11 protein-coding genes are annotated in these 18,074 nt (G+C 63.2%); 10 read left to right on the forward strand and 1 reads right to left on the reverse strand.

Annotated elements, in window-relative coordinates; all coding sequences use genetic code 11:
- Window positions 1–118: 118 nt before the first annotated feature.
- From ACIPZ8_RS04825 to hutG, 3 genes are read left to right on the forward strand one after another with little or no spacing between them, the layout of a single operon-like run.
- Window positions 119–1,510 (forward strand): amino acid permease, encoded by a 1,392-nt coding sequence (locus tag ACIPZ8_RS04825; RefSeq protein WP_400720049.1) that lies wholly within the window; start codon window positions 119–121, stop codon window positions 1,508–1,510.
- A 15-nt stretch (window positions 1,511–1,525) separates the two neighbouring features.
- On the forward strand, window positions 1,526–2,731 hold the full coding sequence (hutI, locus tag ACIPZ8_RS04830) for an imidazolonepropionase (RefSeq protein WP_400720051.1): 1,206 nt from the start codon (window positions 1,526–1,528) through the stop codon (window positions 2,729–2,731).
- A gap of 10 nt (window positions 2,732–2,741) precedes the next feature.
- Window positions 2,742–3,545: an N-formylglutamate deformylase gene (gene hutG, locus ACIPZ8_RS04835; RefSeq protein ID WP_400720053.1), complete on the forward strand. Its 804-nt coding sequence runs from the start codon at window positions 2,742–2,744 to the stop codon at window positions 3,543–3,545.
- A 58-nt stretch (window positions 3,546–3,603) separates the two neighbouring features.
- On the opposite strand, the gene ACIPZ8_RS04840 is transcribed toward hutG, so the two are convergent.
- Complete coding sequence (locus ACIPZ8_RS04840) at window positions 3,604–9,129, reverse strand: dermonecrotic toxin domain-containing protein (RefSeq protein ID WP_400720055.1); 5,526 nt, start codon at window positions 9,127–9,129, stop codon at window positions 3,604–3,606.
- Between the two features lie 172 nt (window positions 9,130–9,301).
- On the opposite strand from ACIPZ8_RS04840, the gene pip reads away from it, so the two are divergent.
- From pip to ACIPZ8_RS04875, 7 genes are all read left to right on the forward strand, one after another.
- Window positions 9,302–10,273 carry a prolyl aminopeptidase gene (gene pip / locus ACIPZ8_RS04845; protein WP_400720057.1) on the forward strand — a complete coding sequence of 324 codons (972 nt, stop codon included), beginning with the start codon at window positions 9,302–9,304 and terminating at the stop codon, window positions 10,271–10,273.
- Window positions 10,270–10,707, forward strand: a complete 438-nt coding sequence (gene dtd / locus ACIPZ8_RS04850; protein WP_400720059.1) for a D-aminoacyl-tRNA deacylase — start codon at window positions 10,270–10,272, stop codon at window positions 10,705–10,707. The genes pip and dtd overlap by 4 nt, the downstream gene beginning before the upstream one ends.
- Window positions 10,708–10,970: 263 nt before the next feature.
- Complete coding sequence (locus ACIPZ8_RS04855; RefSeq protein WP_400720061.1) at window positions 10,971–12,707, forward strand: glucan biosynthesis protein; 1,737 nt, start codon at window positions 10,971–10,973, stop codon at window positions 12,705–12,707.
- Window positions 12,700–15,273 carry a glucans biosynthesis glucosyltransferase MdoH gene (gene mdoH / locus ACIPZ8_RS04860; RefSeq protein WP_400720063.1) on the forward strand — a complete coding sequence of 858 codons (2,574 nt, stop codon included), beginning with the start codon at window positions 12,700–12,702 and terminating at the stop codon, window positions 15,271–15,273. Before ACIPZ8_RS04855 ends, mdoH begins: the two co-directional genes overlap by 8 nt.
- A 214-nt stretch (window positions 15,274–15,487) precedes the next feature.
- On the forward strand, window positions 15,488–16,285 hold the full coding sequence (locus tag ACIPZ8_RS04865; RefSeq protein ID WP_027921050.1) for a transporter substrate-binding domain-containing protein: 798 nt from the start codon (window positions 15,488–15,490) through the stop codon (window positions 16,283–16,285).
- A gap of 79 nt (window positions 16,286–16,364) precedes the next feature.
- Entirely contained in the window at window positions 16,365–17,327 is a 963-nt protein-coding gene (locus ACIPZ8_RS04870) for an amino acid ABC transporter permease (RefSeq protein WP_400720065.1), read from the forward strand.
- Window positions 17,320–18,054 carry an amino acid ABC transporter ATP-binding protein gene (locus ACIPZ8_RS04875; protein ID WP_400720479.1) on the forward strand — a complete coding sequence of 245 codons (735 nt, stop codon included), beginning with the start codon at window positions 17,320–17,322 and terminating at the stop codon, window positions 18,052–18,054. Before ACIPZ8_RS04870 ends, ACIPZ8_RS04875 begins: the two co-directional genes overlap by 8 nt.
- Window positions 18,055–18,074: the final 20 nt, after the last annotated feature.

Raw genomic sequence — 18,074 nt, forward strand, 5'->3', positions numbered from 1 at the left:
CACAAGCCCGCTCCTACAGAGGCAACGCTCTCCTGTAAGGGCGGGCTTGTCCCGCGAAAAGGGCTGCAAGGCAGCCCCCTTCGATCTCACGACCACAAAAACAATTTAAGGACGTGACATGCAACAAGCTCAAGGTCTCAAGCGCGGGCTAACGGCCCGCCACATCCGTTTCATGGCCCTTGGCTCTGCCATCGGCACCGGCCTGTTCTACGGCTCCGCCTCGGCCATCCAGATGGCCGGCCCGGCCGTGCTGCTGGCGTACCTGATCGGCGGCGCTGCGGTGTTCATGGTCATGCGCGCCCTTGGCGAGATGGCTGTGCACAACCCGGTGGCCGGCTCCTTCGGCCACTACGCCACCACCTACCTCGGCCCCATGGCCGGCTTCATCCTCGGCTGGACCTACGCCTTCGAGATGGTCATCGTGGCCATCGCCGACATCACCGCCTTCGGTATCTACATGGGCTTCTGGTTCCCGGAAGTGGCCCGCTGGATCTGGGTGCTGGGCATCGTCTTCGTGATCGGCGGCCTCAACCTGTGCAACGTCAAGGTGTTCGGCGAAATGGAATTCTGGCTGTCGCTGCTCAAGGTCGGCGCCATCGTGGCGATGATCCTGGCCGGCCTCGGCATCATGGCCTTCGGCTTCAGCCAGGTGAGTGGCGAACATGCCGTGGGCATCAGCAACCTGGTCGAGCATGGCGGCTTCATGCCCAATGGCATCGGCGGCCTGATCGCATCGTTCGCCGTGGTGATGTTTGCCTTCGGTGGCATCGAGATCATTGGCGTCACCGCCGGTGAAGCCAAGGACCCACAGCGCGTCATCCCCAAGGCGATCAACGCCGTGCCGCTGCGCATCCTGCTGTTCTATGTGCTGACCCTGTTCGTGCTGATGTGCCTGTACCCGTGGCCGCAGATCGGCAGCGAAGGCAGCCCGTTCGTGCAGATCTTCAGCCATCTCGGCATTGGCTCCGCCGCCGCCGTGCTGAACATCGTGGTGATCTCGGCTGCGATCTCGGCAATCAACAGCGACATCTTCGGTGCCGGCCGCATGATGTACGGCCTGGCTCAGCAAGGCCATGCACCGCGCAGCTTCGGCAAACTGTCGAAACACGGCGTGCCATGGATGACCGTGGTGGTGATGGGCGCGGCGCTGCTGGTCGGCGTGCTGCTCAACTACCTGATCCCGGAAAACGTGTTCCTGCTGATCGCCTCCATCGCCACCTTCGCCACCGTGTGGGTGTGGCTGATGATCCTCGTCACCCAGGTGGCCATGCGCCGCAGCATGAGCCGTGAAGAGAAGGCGCAGCTGCAGTTCCCGGTACCGTTCTGGCCCTATGGTCCGGCCATGGCCATTGCCTTCATGGTGTTCATTTTCGGTGTGCTCGGTTACTTCCCGGATACCCAGGCGGCCTTGCTGGTCGGCGTGGTCTGGGTGGTGTTCCTGGTGGCGTCCTACCTGCTGTGGTGCAAGCCGCGTGCAGGTAAGCACGCGCCGGTCGAGCTGCACCGCTAGTCAAGGAGATTGCACATGAGAACCCTCTGGCAGCACTGCCACGCGGCAACCCTGGCCGAAGGCCGTTACTCGATCATCGAGGACGCGGCCATCGTCACCAGCGCCGGGCTGATCGAATGGATCGGCCCCCGCGCCGAGTTGCAACCCTTCGATGTCGACCGCACGGTGGACCTGGGCGGCGCCTGGGTCACCCCGGGGCTGATCGATTGCCACACCCATGCGGTGTTCGGTGGCAACCGCAGCGGCGAGTTCGAACAGCGCCTGCAGGGCGTGAGCTATGCCGAGATCGCCGCCCAGGGCGGCGGTATCGCCAGCACCGTGCGGGCCACCCGCGCGGCCAGCGAGGATGAGCTGTTCGCCAGCGCTCGCCAGCGGGTTCAGGCGTTGATGCGCGACGGAGTGACCACTATCGAGGTCAAGTCTGGCTACGGCCTGGACCTGGCCAACGAGCGCAAGATGCTGCGTGTGGCCCGGCGCCTGGCTGACGAGCTGCCGCTGGCGGTGCGCGCCACCTGCCTGGCCGCCCATGCCTTGCCGCCGGAGTATGCCGGCCGGTCCGACGACTATATCGCCCATATCTGCGACGAGATGCTGCCCGCCCTGGCTGCCGAAGGACTGGTGGATGCGGTGGACGCCTTCTGCGAGCACCTGGCGTTTTCGCCGGTACAGGTCGAAAAGGTGTTCATCAAGGCACATGAACTGGGCCTGCCGGTCAAGCTGCATGCCGAGCAGCTGTCTTCGCTGCACGGCTCCAGCCTGGCAGCGCGCTATCAGGCGTTGTCGGCCGACCACCTGGAGTTCATGACCGAGGAAGACGCGATCGCCATGGCCAAGGCCGGCACCGTTGCCGTGCTGCTGCCAGGCGCCTTCTACTTCCTGCGCGAAACCCAGCTGCCGCCGATGGATGCCCTGCGCCGCCACGGTGTGAAGATTGCCCTGGCCAGCGACCTCAACCCGGGCACCTCGCCTGGCTTGTCGCTGCGCCTGATGCTGAACATGGGTTGCACGCTGTTCCGCATGACCCCGGAAGAGGCCCTGGCCGGCGTCACCCTGCATGCCGCCGCTGCACTCGGCCTGGGTGACAGCCACGGTTCGCTGGAGGTCGGCAAGGTCGCCGACTTCGTCGCCTGGCAGATCGCCCGTCCTGCCGACCTGGCCTACTGGCTCGGCGGCGACCTGCCCAAGCGCGTGGTGCGCAAGGGCCACGAAATTTCCAACTGAGCGAGGCACGATGGACAAGGTACTGAGTTTTCACCAAGGCCGCCTGCCGCTGCTGATCAGCATGCCCCATGCCGGCCTGCGGCTGAGCGACGCCGTGCGCGACGGCCTGGTCGACCAGGCGCGCAGCCTGCCGGACACTGATTGGCACATCCCACGGTTGTACGACTTTGCCCGCGGGATGGGCGCCAGTGTGGTGGCGGCGGAGTATTCGCGCTTCGTCATCGACCTGAACCGCCCGGATGACGACAAACCGTTGTACGCGGGCGCTACCACCGGCTTGTATCCGGGCACGTTGTTCGAGGGCGAGCCGCTGTTCAAGGACGGCCTGGCGCCGACCGGCGAGCAGCGCAAGCAATACCTCGAGCAGATCTGGCGCCCGTACCACGAGACGCTCCGCAGCGAGCTGAACCGCTTGCGTGAGCAGTTTGGCTACGCATTGCTGTGGGACGCCCACTCGATCCGGTCATTGATCCCGCACCTGTTCGACGGCAAGTTGCCGGACTTCAACCTGGGCACTTTCAATGGTGCCAGTTGTGATCCGGCACTGGCCGAGCGCCTGCAAGGCGTATGTGCCAAAGCGCCGGGCTACAGCCATGTGCTCAATGGTCGCTTCAAGGGCGGGCATATCACCCGGCATTATGGTGACCCGGCCAACCACATCCATGCGGTGCAACTGGAGCTGGCGCAGAGCACCTACATGGAAGAAACCGAGCCTTTTGCCTACCGCGAAGACTTGGCACAGCCGACCCAGCAGGTGTTGCAACAGCTGTTGCAGGCACTGCTGGCATGGGGCAAAGAGCGATATGGGCGGTAAATGCCGCCTTTGATGATGGCGACGCGATGCAGGCCATGCGCGTCGCCGCACTTCAAGGTCAGTTGTTGTTGACCTGGGCGATGGTGAGTTCGCGCAGCAACTCCCGCTCTTCCTGGTTTTTATCGTCTTGCAGGCCCTGCTGCAGGTTCAGTTCGTCCTGAAGCGAGTGGTTTTCATTGGCCAGTTGCAGCACCCGCAGGCGGTAACGGGCTTCGATTTCGGTGAAGCGCTCGCTGAATTCGGCGCGCAGGCGTGCAACCCAGTCCGTGTTCGCCAGCATGTAGTTCACCAGTGTATCGCTCAGTTCACTTCGCCGGACCTTCTCCAGAACGCCGGACAACTCGTCACGCGCCAGGTTTGCGGCACCCCGAAAGCGCATGCTGTCGGCGATCGGCAGGTCCAGTTCCCTGGCCAGCTCACGGCGGTAAGCCAGGCGTACCGAAACCAGGTCACCCGAGCCGGAGCGCTGGTTGGCCAGTAGCTCCAGCTGTTCAATCCGGAACAGTTGCAACAGGCGACGCCGCAGCGTTTGCAGGGTGTCGCCAGCGTCGATCAACAAGCGCTGGCTCATCAAGTACAGCTCGATATTGTTGAATTCCTGCAGGGCGCCGTCATGGCAGGTTTGCGAGCCGGTTTCCGGGTCAGGCAGGGCAGCCGCAGCGATGGTTTCCATGATAGGGCGCTCGGTCTCATTGCTCGCAGCCACCACCAGCATGATGCGCACCCGCTCGCAGAAGCTGGCCTGGGTATTCGGGTCGACATAGGGCGCAGCATTTTGCAAACGGCCCGCCAGGCGCAAGAGGTCACTGCCTTCAAGGGTTTTCCAGCATTCCTGCAATGCTTCGTTCTGCGCTTCGCTGCCACGCGCCCAGGCTTCAACCCTTGGCGAATCGTCACCGAGCAACGGGAAGTGCGGGTGCTCGAGTGAGCCTTCGCTTGATGAATCGGCCAGCAACAGATTGCCAGGGATATCCAGGGCGAAGGAGTAGCTGTGCTGGCTGTCCGAGAACGCGCGCACGCGCAGGATGGTATCGAGTGGCAATGGGTTGTCGAACAAGGCGATCGAAGTGATCGGCATGGGATTGTTCAAGTTCGAGAGGATGTGGTCGGGCAGTTGACTGATGTTGTTCGAACTCAGGTCCAACAGTTCCAGCGGCAACAGGCTGTCACACCAACTTGGCCAGGCCTGCAGGTTCATGTTGGTCAGCCCCAGTGACTGCAGGTTGTTGGATAACCGTGCGGGCACCTGGCTGATGGTGCCCACGCGGTTGCCGGACAGGTCGAGCGAGGTCAGGTGAGCGAGCCCGGCGAAGGTTTCCAGCATCGCCTGATCGACTTCCAGGCCCATGTTGAGAAATTCCAGGTAGGTGAGTTGGGGGAGGCGTGCAAGGGCAGAAGCCAGCGAGGCGGTGGCAGCCTGGTGGGCATCGATGGTTAACCGGGTCACATTGGGGAAGCGGCGTAGCAGTTCATCGAGCTGCGATGCGCTGCCACGCAAGCGGGTCAGTATCATTGCATGTACGCGTTCCCCGAAAAACGCAGGCAGCCGCCGGGGGAAATGCTCGATGGCAACGTCCTCAAGATGCAGGCGCAGGTGGAGCTGGCCTTGCTCCTGCTGTTCCCAGAACTGGCTGACCGCGCTTTGGATACGCTGCCTGTCCGCCAGTGCCGCCTGGGTCAGCGGGTTGCTCGAACTGGAGGCCTGCGCCCAGCCATCGAGCGCATCGCGCATCTGTTGCCGCTCGCTGCGGATGCGAGCGAGTTGCTCAGCGAGCACGGCGGGCTGGTCCGTGGTGATGCCGGACAGGTCGATACGATCATTCAGCAGCAAGCGCTGCAGGTGGTTTTCATTGATGTTGTTGCCCTGCAGTGAGATCACTGGCGGTGCGGCCAGTGTGTCTGCTTCGTGTAGCAGGAACGAGGGCAACGACCTGAGGTTGTTGTCGCGCATGGAGAGGTGTGCGATACGTGCAAGGGCATCGCTGCCAATGCCGATGGGCCACTGGGACAGCTGCATCTGGTTCAGGCCCAGGTAGTCCAGGGTCAGCTCGTGGAAACTGGGGCTGTTGTTTTGCGCCAGGCGATTACCGCTCAAGTCCAGGTACCTGAGCCGACCAAGGCCGGACAGCAGGTTGAGGTCGCTGTCTGAAAGCATGATGTTCTGGTTGGTTATCGCCAGCCGCTGCAGGGCGGGCAAGCGCTCGGTGATGGTGGGTATGCTGAACAGGAAAGACGAAGGCGTTGCCCTCGGGTCATAAGGTCGGCTGATTTCCAGCGATTCGACGTGTGGCAACTGCTCGAGCAGGCGATTCAGCAGGCGCTCGTTTTGCGCCCAGCCTGCCAGCGAGCCTGACGACAGGTCGATCAGGCTCAGGCTGCGCACGCGTGCGTTGAAAAACTCAGGCAAGGTCAAGGGGATGTCGGCCAGTGGGACGTGGGTGATACGCAGCCCGGTCGCATGCCCGGCGCTTTCGTCCAGGGCCGTGTCGTACCAGTGTTGCATGATCGCGTCACGCAAGTTGTCATAGTCGAGCGCAGCCTGGTCGGTTGCCGGTGAAATGGCTTCGCTCCAGTCGTCCAGCCGGCTTTGCAGCTCATTGCGCTGCTCCAGCAAGGTCTGCAAATGTTCGAGAACCTCCAGGTGTGTACGGCCGTGGCCGGAAAGCGCCAGCAAAATCTGGTCCGCTGACTGGCCGGTACGTGTGACGAGCCCCGTGGCTTCGACGGCTTCCAGCAGGCGCTGGCGGGTGACGCCCTGTGTGGCCGCGCCGCCACCACTGAGCGGGTAGCCCACGCGGCCATTGGCCAGGCGCATGGGCGAACGGTAGCCGGGACGCACAGGCTGCATGCCCAGTAGCACCCTCAAGGCCGGGCGGGGCAGCAGGGGGCTCTCCTGTACAAGGCGCTGTAGCGCCTGCTGATCGGTGATACCCATGTGTGCCATGGCCTGCGGCAGAGCCTCATACAAGGCAATGTAAAGGCTCGGGTAGGGGGTGATCGCTGCACTCGGTTGGCTATCGTCATGGACGATGTACCCAGCCTCGGCGTGGGTGATGGTTGTGTACGGGCGCCCATCCAACGGCCCCAGCTCATGTTCCTGAGCGGGCCACGACAGCCGCTGCAGTAGCCTCACCCGGGTTTCCGCGGGCCAGCCAGGCAAGTGCGCCAGCGTATGCACGATCAACCGGTCGCTGTCCCAGTTCGGCACGTAGTTCAGGTACAGCCCTTCGTAGGCGCGGGCCAGGCGAATCTGTTGCCGGTAGAGGCGAATTTCTTCGCCAAGGCGCAGGGGCACCTTGCCCTCGCCGAGCGTCTGCAACTCGCTGGCGTTGGCGGCGCGTGCCAGTTCATTACTGACTCCGTCTGGTAGTTGTGGATAGAGCCGCTGGATGACTTCGGCACCCGGCACCAGCACGGCCGGCAGTTTCGCGTAAGCCCTGGCAAACTCGGCTGGTCTGGCGCTGATAGTGGGTAGTTGCCGGATCGTTTCGTCGAGCTTGAAGCGCTGCAGGGTGTCTTCCAGCAAGGCCGGCAATCGCTGGTTCTCGGCCAAGGCCCTGCGCAGCTGGTCTTCGTCCGTGCCGCTGATGGCGATGATGCGTTGCAGCGTCGCTTCGTCGAAGTGCGCGTTCAGGTGGCCGATACGGCGCAACAGTGTCATGCCCGACCAGCTCAGCGGTTTATCCGTTGCCAGCAACCAGGCCCCGGCGCCGTTGTGCCGCAGTGGCGGCTGATAGCGACGAGGGTTTTGCGGGTGTTGCAGGCGGTACTCGCCGGTAGCGGCTGCCTGTTCGACCCTGTACCGATTACCCTGCAGCACCAGCCAGCGCCTGCCGTTGTGCTGACGCAGGCCGAGTTCGTCCGCTGCCAGCCCGTCGGGCAGCACTTCGGTGCTCCGGTAGGGCGCGAGGTCGGGTTTCCACAGGCGCACCAGGCCTTCGGGCGTTTCGACGTTTTCCAGTTCCTCGATGAATGAGGGCGTTTCCACAGGAATACGTTCTATCTCTTCTTCCTGGTCATCAGGCTCTTCTATCACTGGCCCGTCCTGGCCAGCGCCGGCTTCGCCCTTCTGCGCACCTCGTACTGCCTTGGCCGCCGCAGTGAGGGCCGTCATGATCGCCACATTCTCGATCACATCGACCATGTAGCTGTAAGCAGTATCGCGCTCGTCATTCTCCCAGGCTTCGATGCCGTCATAGACCTCATGGGCCAACTGAACCACGCACACGGCAAGCATCAGCTCGCCCAGCCCGGGTACGAAAAAGCCGGCGATGTTGAGGGCGTTCAGCACGCGGCCGGCGAACAGTTCCCGGTGTGCCTGGGCGGTGCGTCGGTCGACGATTTCGGTCGGGGTCGCGTGGAACAGCACATCCTTTTCATGGCGCTGGGCTTTCTGAAACGCCATCACACCCTGGAATGCATGACTGAACGGCCTTTTGACCGGGTGCAGGGTGGCGTGTGGATCAGGCACTCGCTCCAGCACCCCGCGAACACTCCAGCTGATGGGCGTCAGCCGGTCCTTGAGGCGGGTGATGATCGCCGCTTTGTCGCGGTCGGCAATGTGTACGTCCAAGTACTCCATGTTGGCCTGGAGCCGGTCACGCAGCTCGTCCTGCAAGGCTTGCTGACTGGCGAACTCTTTGAGCGGGGCCGTGCTGTCCTCGGGAATGTACAGCGCCACGGCCTGATGACCTTCGGTTTGCAGGCTGATGACCACCACGCCGGTCAGTTCGGCTTCCCACAAGTGGAGCAAGCTGAACGCTACAGGCGAGCCTGTCACTGGCGCCTGGTCAAGCGGCGCGGCAAGCGCCGCGCTGTATAACGCTTCACTGATATCGCCCTTGAGGCGGGCGAAATGCAGCGACTGCCTGAAAGCCGAGACCTCGGCACGCCCCAGGGTTTCATAAACGGCCAGTGCCGCTTCATCGGCACTGAGTGCTGTCGTGGCCGCAGGGTAGTAGATGGCATGTACCCGTTCATGGTACTTGCCGCCGATATCCAGGGTACGGCACAAACCGGCGAAGTCTTCGGCGCTGACAGGCAGTGCGTTGGTGATCGGCGTGGTGCCAAGGAAGCGTCGGTGATCGAGGATGACCGACTTTTTCAGCAGGGCGGCGGGCGCATCCATGCCACGCTCGGCAGAGGAGGGCTGGTCGAAGTTGTGCAGGGCGCAGTGCAGCAGCGAGCGGGTGGCCCGGTTGACAGCCAGGCGACTGTCGGCCGCGTTGGTTGTGTCGATCAGGCGGGCATCGACCAAGTGGGTGTTGCGCACATCCAGGTCGAGTCCGAACCGTTGCTTGATGGCTCCGGTCAGGGCCTGGATGGCAAAGGATTCCAGCTCGGGCAGCTGTTCGAACAGCTTGTGCACTTGCGCCTGGTGTTCGCGGTGGCGAGCATGCTCTTCCTGCCATGCCCTGGCGATTTCCGGTTGTTGCCGGATCGCCGTTGCAAGCCAGGCAGGTGCTCGTTGCCAGTCGTGCAATGCGCGACGAACTTCTGGAGGGGCTTGCTTGAGCCAGAGAGGGATCTTGCCCTCGATGGTGGTGTAATGAGCGCCAGGCGCGCCAGTGACTGCAGTCGGCATGGGAAGGCCCTTGCTTGATAGGGGGGCACGCGACTATCGCTGGCCCCGCTGGCCTGGGCGCGGTAGATATGTGTGCCCTTCCTGAGCAGTCGCATCAGCGAGGACGGTGCTCAAAGCGCAATTCAGGTTTATGATGGCCCACGGCCGAACCAAACCTCACACGGAGTGCGCAATGCAGACCCTCTACCCGCAGATCAAACCCTACGCCCGGCACGATCTGGCCGTGGAAGCGCCGCATGTGCTGTATGTCGATGAAAGCGGCTCGCCGGAAGGTCTGCCTGTGGTATTCATCCACGGTGGCCCGGGCGCGGGCTGTGATGCCCAGAGCCGTTGCTACTTCGACCCCAACCTGTACCGCATCATCACCTTCGACCAGCGCGGTTGTGGTCGCTCCACGCCGCACGCGAGCCTGGAAAACAACACCACCTGGCACCTGGTCGAGGACCTGGAGCGCATTCGCAAGCACCTGGGGATAGACAAATGGGTGCTGTTCGGTGGCTCGTGGGGCTCGACCCTGGCCCTGGCCTACGCCCAGACCCACCCCGAGCGCGTGCATGGCCTGATCCTGCGCGGCATCTTCCTGTGCCGCCCGCAGGAAATCGAGTGGTTCTACCAGGAAGGTGCCAGCCGCATGTTCCCGGACTACTGGCAGGACTACATCGCGCCGATTCCGCCGGAAGAGCGTGGTGACCTGGTCAAGGCCTTCCACAAGCGTCTGACCGGCAACGACCAGATCGCCCAGATGCATGCGGCCAAGGCCTGGTCCACCTGGGAAGGCCGCACCGCCACGCTGCGCCCGAACCCGCTGGTGGTCGACCGCTTCTCCGAGCCACAGCGCGCGCTGTCGATCGCCCGTATCGAATGCCACTACTTCATGAACAATGCGTTCCTGGAGCCGGACCAGCTGATTCGCGACTTGCCGAAGATCGCCCACCTGCCGGCGGTGATCGTGCACGGCCGTTACGATGTCATCTGCCCGCTGGACAACGCCTGGGCGCTGCACCAGGCCTGGCCGAACAGCGAGCTCAAGGTGATTCGCGACGCCGGCCATGCCGCCTCCGAGCCAGGTATCACCGATGCCTTGGTGCGCGCCGCCGACCAGATGGCCCGCCGTCTGCTCGACCTGCCACTGGAAGAAGCATGAGGGGTTTGCTGCAGCGCGTGCGTGGCGCACGTGTGGAGGTTGGCGGGGAGATTGTCGGCGCCATTGACCAGGGATTGCTGGTGCTGGTGGCCGTCGAGCCTGAAGATACCCGTGAGCATGCCGATAAACTGTTGCACAAGCTGCTGAACTATCGGGTGTTCAGCGACGATCAGGGCAAGATGAACCTGTCGCTCAAGGATGTCGGTGGCGGCCTGCTGCTGGTTTCCCAGTTTACCCTGGCGGCTGATACCCGCAGCGGCATGCGCCCGAGCTTCTCGACCGCCGCGCCACCGGCACTCGGGGCTGAATTGTTCGACTATCTTTTGAACAAGGCTCGTGGCCAGCATCCCGATGTGGCGAGCGGGCGTTTCGGTGCCGACATGCAGGTGCACCTGGTCAATGATGGCCCAGTGACATTCTTGTTACAAATATGAGGTCGAAAAACCCTTTGTTTATAGGAAAACAAGGGGTTTTGTACGATAAATAGTTAGTCCACACTGATGCGTTGTAACGCATCCTGCTGGATAATCGCGCGCTGCGTGAGCCTGCGTTCGCAGGTTCGTTTCACTCTGACTCGAGCATTGTCTGGACCTGTTTGGGGAATCATTACGCCCTCATGGGGTCCGAACAGTGCTCGCCAACCCGGCATTTGTCGCTGGCCGTTGGTTTCATGATCTGTTTTCGGCGAGGGTTGCTCGTGATTGTTAGTCCCCAAAAAGCATCAAGAATCCCCGGCACCGGGCTGCGCAAGGCGCTGATGGCCAGTGTGGCACTGGTCGGCCTGATGAGCGCGGGCCAGCTGTGGGCATTCAATCTTGACGATGTTGCAGCCAAGGCAAAGGATCTGGCCGGCCAGAAATACGAAGCACCGAAAAGCAATCTGCCGGCTGCTTTCCGTGACATGAAGTTCGCGGACTACCAGAAGATCCACTTCCTGCAGGAAAAGGCCGAGTGGGCCAAGGACAAGACCCCGTTCAAGCTGTCCTTCTACCACCAGGGCATGCACTTCGACACCCCGGTCAAGATCAACGAGATCACCGCCACCAATGTCGAGGAAATCAAGTACGACGCGAGCCGCTTCGAGTTCGGTGACGTGCCGCACGACCCGGAAACCGTCAAGAATCTCGGTTACGCCGGTTTCCGCGTGCTCTACCCGATCAACAAGGCCGACAAGCAGGACGAGATCATGACCCTGCTGGGGGCCAGCTACTTCCGTGTGGTCGGCAAGGGCCATGTGTACGGCCTGTCGGCCCGTGGCCTGGCCATCGACACCGCGCTGCCGTCGGGCGAAGAATTCCCGCGCTTCACCGAGTTCTGGGTCGAGAAGCCCAAGCCGGCCGACAAGCACCTGGTGATCTACGCCCTGCTGGATTCGCCACGCTCCACCGGCGCCTACAAGCTGATCCTGCGCCCTGGCAGCGACACCGTGGTCGACGTGCAGTCGCGCGTGTTCCTGCGTGACCAGGTCAGCCGCCTGGGCATCGCCCCGCTGACCAGCATGTTCCTGTTCGGCCCCAACCAGCCGTCCAAGGTGCTGAACTACCGCCCGGCCCTGCATGATTCCGAAGGCCTGTCGATCCACGCCGGTAACGGCGAGTGGCTGTGGCGCCCGCTGAACAACCCGAAACACCTGGCTGTAAGCAACTTCAGCGTCGAGAACCCGCGTGGTTTCGGCCTGATGCAGCGTCAGCGCGCCTTCAGTGACTTCGAAGACCTCGACGACAACTACCAGAAGCGCCCGAGCGCCTGGATCGAGCCGAAGGGTGACTGGGGCAAGGGTACCGTGGACCTGGTCGAAATCCCGACTGCCGATGAGACCAACGACAACATCGTTGCCTTCTGGAGCCCGGAGAAGCTGCCTGAGCCAGGCAAGCCGTTCGAGTACGCCTATCGCCTGCACTGGACTATCGACGAGCAGCAGTTCCAGGCGCCTGACCTGGGCTGGGTCAAGCAGACCCTGCGCTCCACCGGTGACGTCAAGCAATCCAACCTGATCCGCCAGCCAGACGGCAGCGTCGCCTTCCTGGTCGACTTCGCCGGCCCGGCACTTGCCGCCCTGCCAGAAGACACCCCGGTGCGCAGCCAGATCAGCGTTGGCGACAATGCCGAGGTGGTCGAGAACAATCTGCGCTATAACCCGGAGACCAAGGGCTGGCGCCTGACCCTGCGGCTGAAGGTCAAGGAAGCCAACAAGTCCACCGAAATGCGTGCTGCGCTGGTGCGTGACGTGCCGGTCGAGCCGGCCAAGCCAGCTGCTGAAACCAAGCAGGAAAAGGCTGCGGCCAAGCACGCCAAGCATGAGAAGACCGCCAAGGCGGAACCAGCCAAGGCCGAACAACCTGCCGCCGATGCGGCGCCCACCAACGGGACCCCGGCCACCACTGAAAAAGTGCTGACCGAGACCTGGAGCTATCAGTTGCCTGCCGATGAGTAACTCAAGCGCAAGGCCGGAATCGCTTGGCGAATACCTGGCCCACCTCCCACTGAGCGATGAACAGCGCGCGGAACTCGCCAGCTGCACCTCGTTCAGTGAGCTGCACCAACGCCTGGCGGCCAACCCGGCCGCCAACACCACCGAGGCCGTGCAGGCCTCGGTCGGCCCGCGCCTGACCGTGGGCAGCGCCGCCGAGCTGGAAGACGCCGAGATGCTCGGTGTCGACGGCAGCGGCCGCCTGTGCCTGAAGATCGCGCCGCCGATCAAGCGCACCAAGGTCGTGCCCGAGCCATGGCGCACCAACGTGCTGATCCGCATGTGGCGGCGCATGACCGGCCGCCCGAACGCCCCGCAGCCGCCCAAGCGTGAGCTGCCAGCGGCGCGCTGGCGCACGGTCGGCTCGATCCGTCGTTACATCCTCCTCACCCTGATGATCGGCCAGACCATCGTCGCCGGCTGGTACATGAAGGGCATCCTGCCGTACCAGGGCTGGTCGTTCGTCGACCTCGACGAAATCGTCAGGCAACCGCTGTGGGACACCGTGGTGCAGGTCTGGCCGTATGCCTTGCAGACGTCCATCCTGGTGCTGTTCGGCATCCTGTTCTGCTGGGTATCGGCAGGTTTCTGGACCGCCCTGATGGGCTTCCTCGAGCTGCTCACCGGGCGTGACAAGTACAAGATTTCGGGCAGCAGTGCCGGCAACGAGCCGATTGCGCCCGAGGCGCGTACTGCCCTGGTGATGCCGATCTGCAACGAAGACGTGCCGCGTGTGTTCGCCGGCCTGCGGGCGACCTTCGAGTCGGTGGCGGCCAGCGGCAACCTCGACCGTTTCGACTTCTTCGTACTCAGCGACACCAACGACACCGACATCGCCGTGGCCGAGCAACAGGCCTGGCTGGACGTGTGCCGCGAGACCAAAGGCTTCGGCCGCATCTTCTACCGCCGCCGCCGGCGCCGGGTGAAGCGCAAGAGCGGCAACCTCGACGACTTCTGCCGTCGCTGGGGTGGCGAGTACAAGTACATGGTCGTGCTCGACGCCGACAGCGTCATGAGCGGTGAATGCCTGAGCAGCCTGGTGCGCCTGATGGAGGCCAATCCGGACGCCGGCATCATCCAGACCGGTCCGAAGGCTTCGGGCATGGATACCCTGTATGCGCGCATGCAGCAGTTCGCCACCCGTGTGTACGGCCCGCTGTTCACCGCCGGCCTGCACTTCTGGCAGCTGGGCGAGTCGCACTACTGGGGCCACAACGCGATCATTCGCATGAAGCCGTTCATCGAGCACTGCGCCCTGGCGCCGTTGCCGGGCAAGGGCGCGTTCGCCGGGGCCATTCTCTCCCACGACTTCGTCGAAGCCGCGCTGATGCGCCGCGCCGGCTGGGGCGTGTGGATTGCCTATGACCTGCCGGGCAGCTACGAAGAACTGCCGCCGAACCTGCTCGACGAGCTCAAGCGCGACCGCCGCTGGTGCCACGGCAACCTGATGAACTTCCGCCTGTTCCTGGTCAAGGGCATGCACCCGGTGCACCGTGCGGTGTTCCTTACCGGCGTGATGTCCTACCTGTCGGCGCCGCTGTGGTTCCTGTTCCTGGTGCTGTCGACGGCATTGCTGGCGACCAACACCCTGATGGAGCCGCAGTACTTCATCGAGCCGTACCAGCTCTACCCGCTGTGGCCGCAGTGGCACCCGGAAAAGGCCGTGGCGCTGTTCTCCACCACCATCGTGCTGCTGTTCCTGCCCAAGCTGCTCAGTGTCATCCTGATCTGGGCCAAGGGCGCCGTCGAGTTTGGCGGGCGTATCAAGGTCACCCTGTCGATGCTGATGGAGATGCTGTTCTCCATGCTGCTGGCGCCGGTACGGATGATCTTCCACACTCGCTTCGTGCTGGCCGCGTTCCTCGGCTGGGCAGCGACCTGGAACTCGCCGCAACGTGACGACGACTCCACCCCGTGGAGTGAAGCGGTGCGCCGCCATGGTCCGCAAACCCTGCTGGGCTTCGCCTGGGCCGGGCTGGTGGCGTGGCTGAACCCGAGCTTCCTGTGGTGGCTGGCGCCGATCGTGGGCTCGCTGGTGCTGTCGATCCCGGTATCGGTCATCTCCAGCCGCACGCGCCTGGGCCTGGCGGCCAAGGACGAGAAGCTGTTCCTCATTCCCGAGGAGTACGCGACGCCGCAGGAACTGCTGGCCACCGACCAGTACACCCACGAGAACCGCTGGCATGCCCTGCATGACGGTTTCGTGCGTGCAGTGGTCGACCCGCGGCAGAACGCCCTGGCCTGCGCCATGGCCACTGCCCGTCATGGCCAGGCCGCGCCGATCGAGGCGCTGCGTGCCGAGCGCGTGGCCAAGGCGATCGAGGTCGGGCCGAAAGGGCTGGACCTCAACACCCGCCTGGCCTTGCTCAGCGACCCGGTGGCCCTGAGCCGCCTGCACGAGCAGGTCTGGGCCGAGCACAATGCGGCGTGGATCGATGTGTGGCGTGCCTCGATCAAGAACGACCCGCATTCGCCGCTGCTGCCGCTGCATCCGGAGAATGAAGGCCAACCGGCACTCGTCGGCGCCTGATCCATCGCAATCGCGGATAAATCCGCTCCTACGGGGTTACGCCTGTAGGAGCGGATTTATCCGCGATGCTTTTTTTGGCCAACAAAGTCCCCCCCGGCTCTAGGTCCGGGCGCCGCCATGCGTTAGCATCCCTCTCCGATAATCCGCATCGGCCGGTACGGCCGTGCCAAGACAATAAGATTCGCTTCTTTACTTGCTAGGGGACTTGGTGATGATCAAGAAATACCTTTCGCGACTGCTGGTCGGTGTTACCGCCCTGGTCGCCGTAACTGCGGCCCAGGCCGGCGCCATCGATGAAGCGGTCAAGCGCGGCACCCTGCGGGTGGGCATGGACCCAACCTACATGCCGTTCCAGATGACCAACAAGCGCGGCGAGATCATCGGCTTCGAAGTCGATATCCTCAAAGCCATGGCCAAATCCATGGGCGTCAAGTTCGAGGCTGTTTCCACTGCCTATGACGGCATCATCCCGGCCCTTTTGACCGACAAGTTCGACATGATCGGCAGCGGCATGACCCTGACCCAGGAACGCAACCTGCGCCTGAACTTCAGCGAACCTTTCATCGTGGTTGGCCAGACCCTGCTGATCCGCAAGGAGCTGGCTGGCGAGATCAAGTCGTACAAGGACCTGAACAACGAGAAGTACCGCCTGACCTCCAAGCTCGGCACCACCGGCGAGATGGTGTCCAAGAAGCTGATCGGCAAAGCCAAGTACCACGGCTACGACAACGAGCAGGAAGCGGTGATGGACGTGGTCAATGGCAAGGCTGACGCCTTCGTCTACGACGCGCCGTACAACGTGGTGGCGGTCGAGAAGGCCGGCGCCGGCAAGCTGCTGTTCCTTGAAGAACCCTTCACCTACGAGCCGCTGGCCTTCGGCCTGAAGAAAGGCGACTACGACAGCATCAACTTCATCAACAACTTCCTGCACCAGATCAAGCATGACGGGACCTACGATCGTATTCACGACAAGTGGTTCAAGAACAAGGATTGGCTGAAGGAAATGGAATAAGGCCCAGGCCACAAGCCCGGCTTTATGACCCCGACGCGCAGGCAAACCCTGCGCGTTCGCATTTACGGAAGTACCCCACGTGATCAAACACAAGAAAGCCCAGTGGCCCTGGCATGGCTTGACCGCCCTGGTCCTGGTGGGCCTGGCGTTCAGCCTGTACATGGCCACTTCGATGATTTCCTACGAGTGGCGCTGGAACCGCGTACCGCAGTATTTCGCCTACAAGGCCGAGGAAACCCAGCGCGCCGCCGGTTACGGTACCGTGCAGGAAATCGTCATCTCCGGCGATAACGCCCGCGTCACGCTGAAGGACGAGAGTGGCGCCGAGCAAGTGCTCGATGTGGCCAAGGACAGCCTGCAACTGAGCCGTGGCGACGATTTTGCCGAAGGCGACCAGATTGGCGTGACCCGGCACTGGGCAGCCGGCCCGCTGGCCTGGGGCCTGTGGACCACGTTGTGGATCTCGGTGGTGTCCGGTGCGTTGGGCCTGGTGATCGGCCTGTTCGCCGGCCTGTGCCGGTTGTCGAACAACCCGACCCTGCGCGACCTGTCGACCGTTTACGTCGAACTGGTGCGCGGCACGCCGCTGCTGGTGCAGATCTTCATCTTCTACTTCTTCATCGGCACCGTACTCAACCTGTCCCGGGAGTTCGCCGGGGTGGCCGCGCTGGCGCTGTTCACCGGCGCCTATGTCGCGGAAATCGTCCGCGCCGGCGTGCAGTCCATTGCCAAGGGCCAGAACGAGGCTGCTCGCTCGCTGGGCCTGAACGCGGGCCAGTCCATGCGCCACGTGATCCTGCCGCAGGCGTTCAAGCGCGTGCTGCCACCGCTGGCGGGGCAGTTCATCAGCCTGGTCAAGGACACCTCGCTGGTGTCGGTGATCGCCATCACCGAACTGACCAAAAGCGGCCGCGAGGCCATCACCACGTCGTTCTCGACCTTCGAGATCTGGTTCTGCGTGGCAGGCCTGTACCTGCTGATCAACCTGCCGCTGTCGCACATCGCCAGCCGGCTCGAGCGGAGGCTTGCGCAAAGTGATTGAAGTCCGTGACCTGCTGAAAGTCTTCGACACCCGCGGCCAAGTGGTGCGGGCTGTGGATAACGTCACCACGCAAGTCGCCAAGGGCGAAGTGGTGGTGGTGCTCGGCCCGTCGGGTTCGGGCAAGTCGACCTTCCTGCGCTGCCTCAATGGCCTGGAGCATTTCGACGAAGGCCATGTGGCCATCGACGGCCTGCAACTGGCCGACCCGAAGACCGATATCAACGCCTACCGCCGCGAAGTCGGGATGGTGTTCCAGCACTTCAACCTGTTCCCGCACATGACCGTGCTGGAAAACCTGTGCCTGGCGCAGAAGGTGGTGCGCAAGCGCAACAAGGCCGAGCGTGAAGCCAAAGCCCGTGCGTTGCTGGAAAAGGTCGGTATCGCGCAGAAGGCCAACGAGTACCCGTCGCGCCTTTCGGGTGGTCAGCAGCAGCGGGTGGCGATCGCCCGCGCCCTGGCGATGGACCCGAAAGTGATGCTGTTCGACGAACCAACCTCGGCGCTCGACCCGGAAATGGTTGGCGAGGTGCTGGACGTGATGAAGACCCTGGCCCAGGAAGGCATGACCATGGTCTGCGTCACCCACGAAATGGGCTTTGCCCGTGAAGTGGCGGACCGCGTGCTGTTCTTCGATCACGGCAAGCTGCTGGAAGATTCGGCGCCGGCCGCGTTCTTTGCTGCGCCTAAGGACCCGCGCGCGCAGGCCTTCCTGCGCCAGGTGCTTTAACCGCACCGGCCCCTTCGCGG

Source organism: Pseudomonas sp. NPDC089422 (assembly GCF_044749405.1).
In the GTDB taxonomy this organism is placed as follows: domain Bacteria; phylum Pseudomonadota; class Gammaproteobacteria; order Pseudomonadales; family Pseudomonadaceae; genus Aquipseudomonas.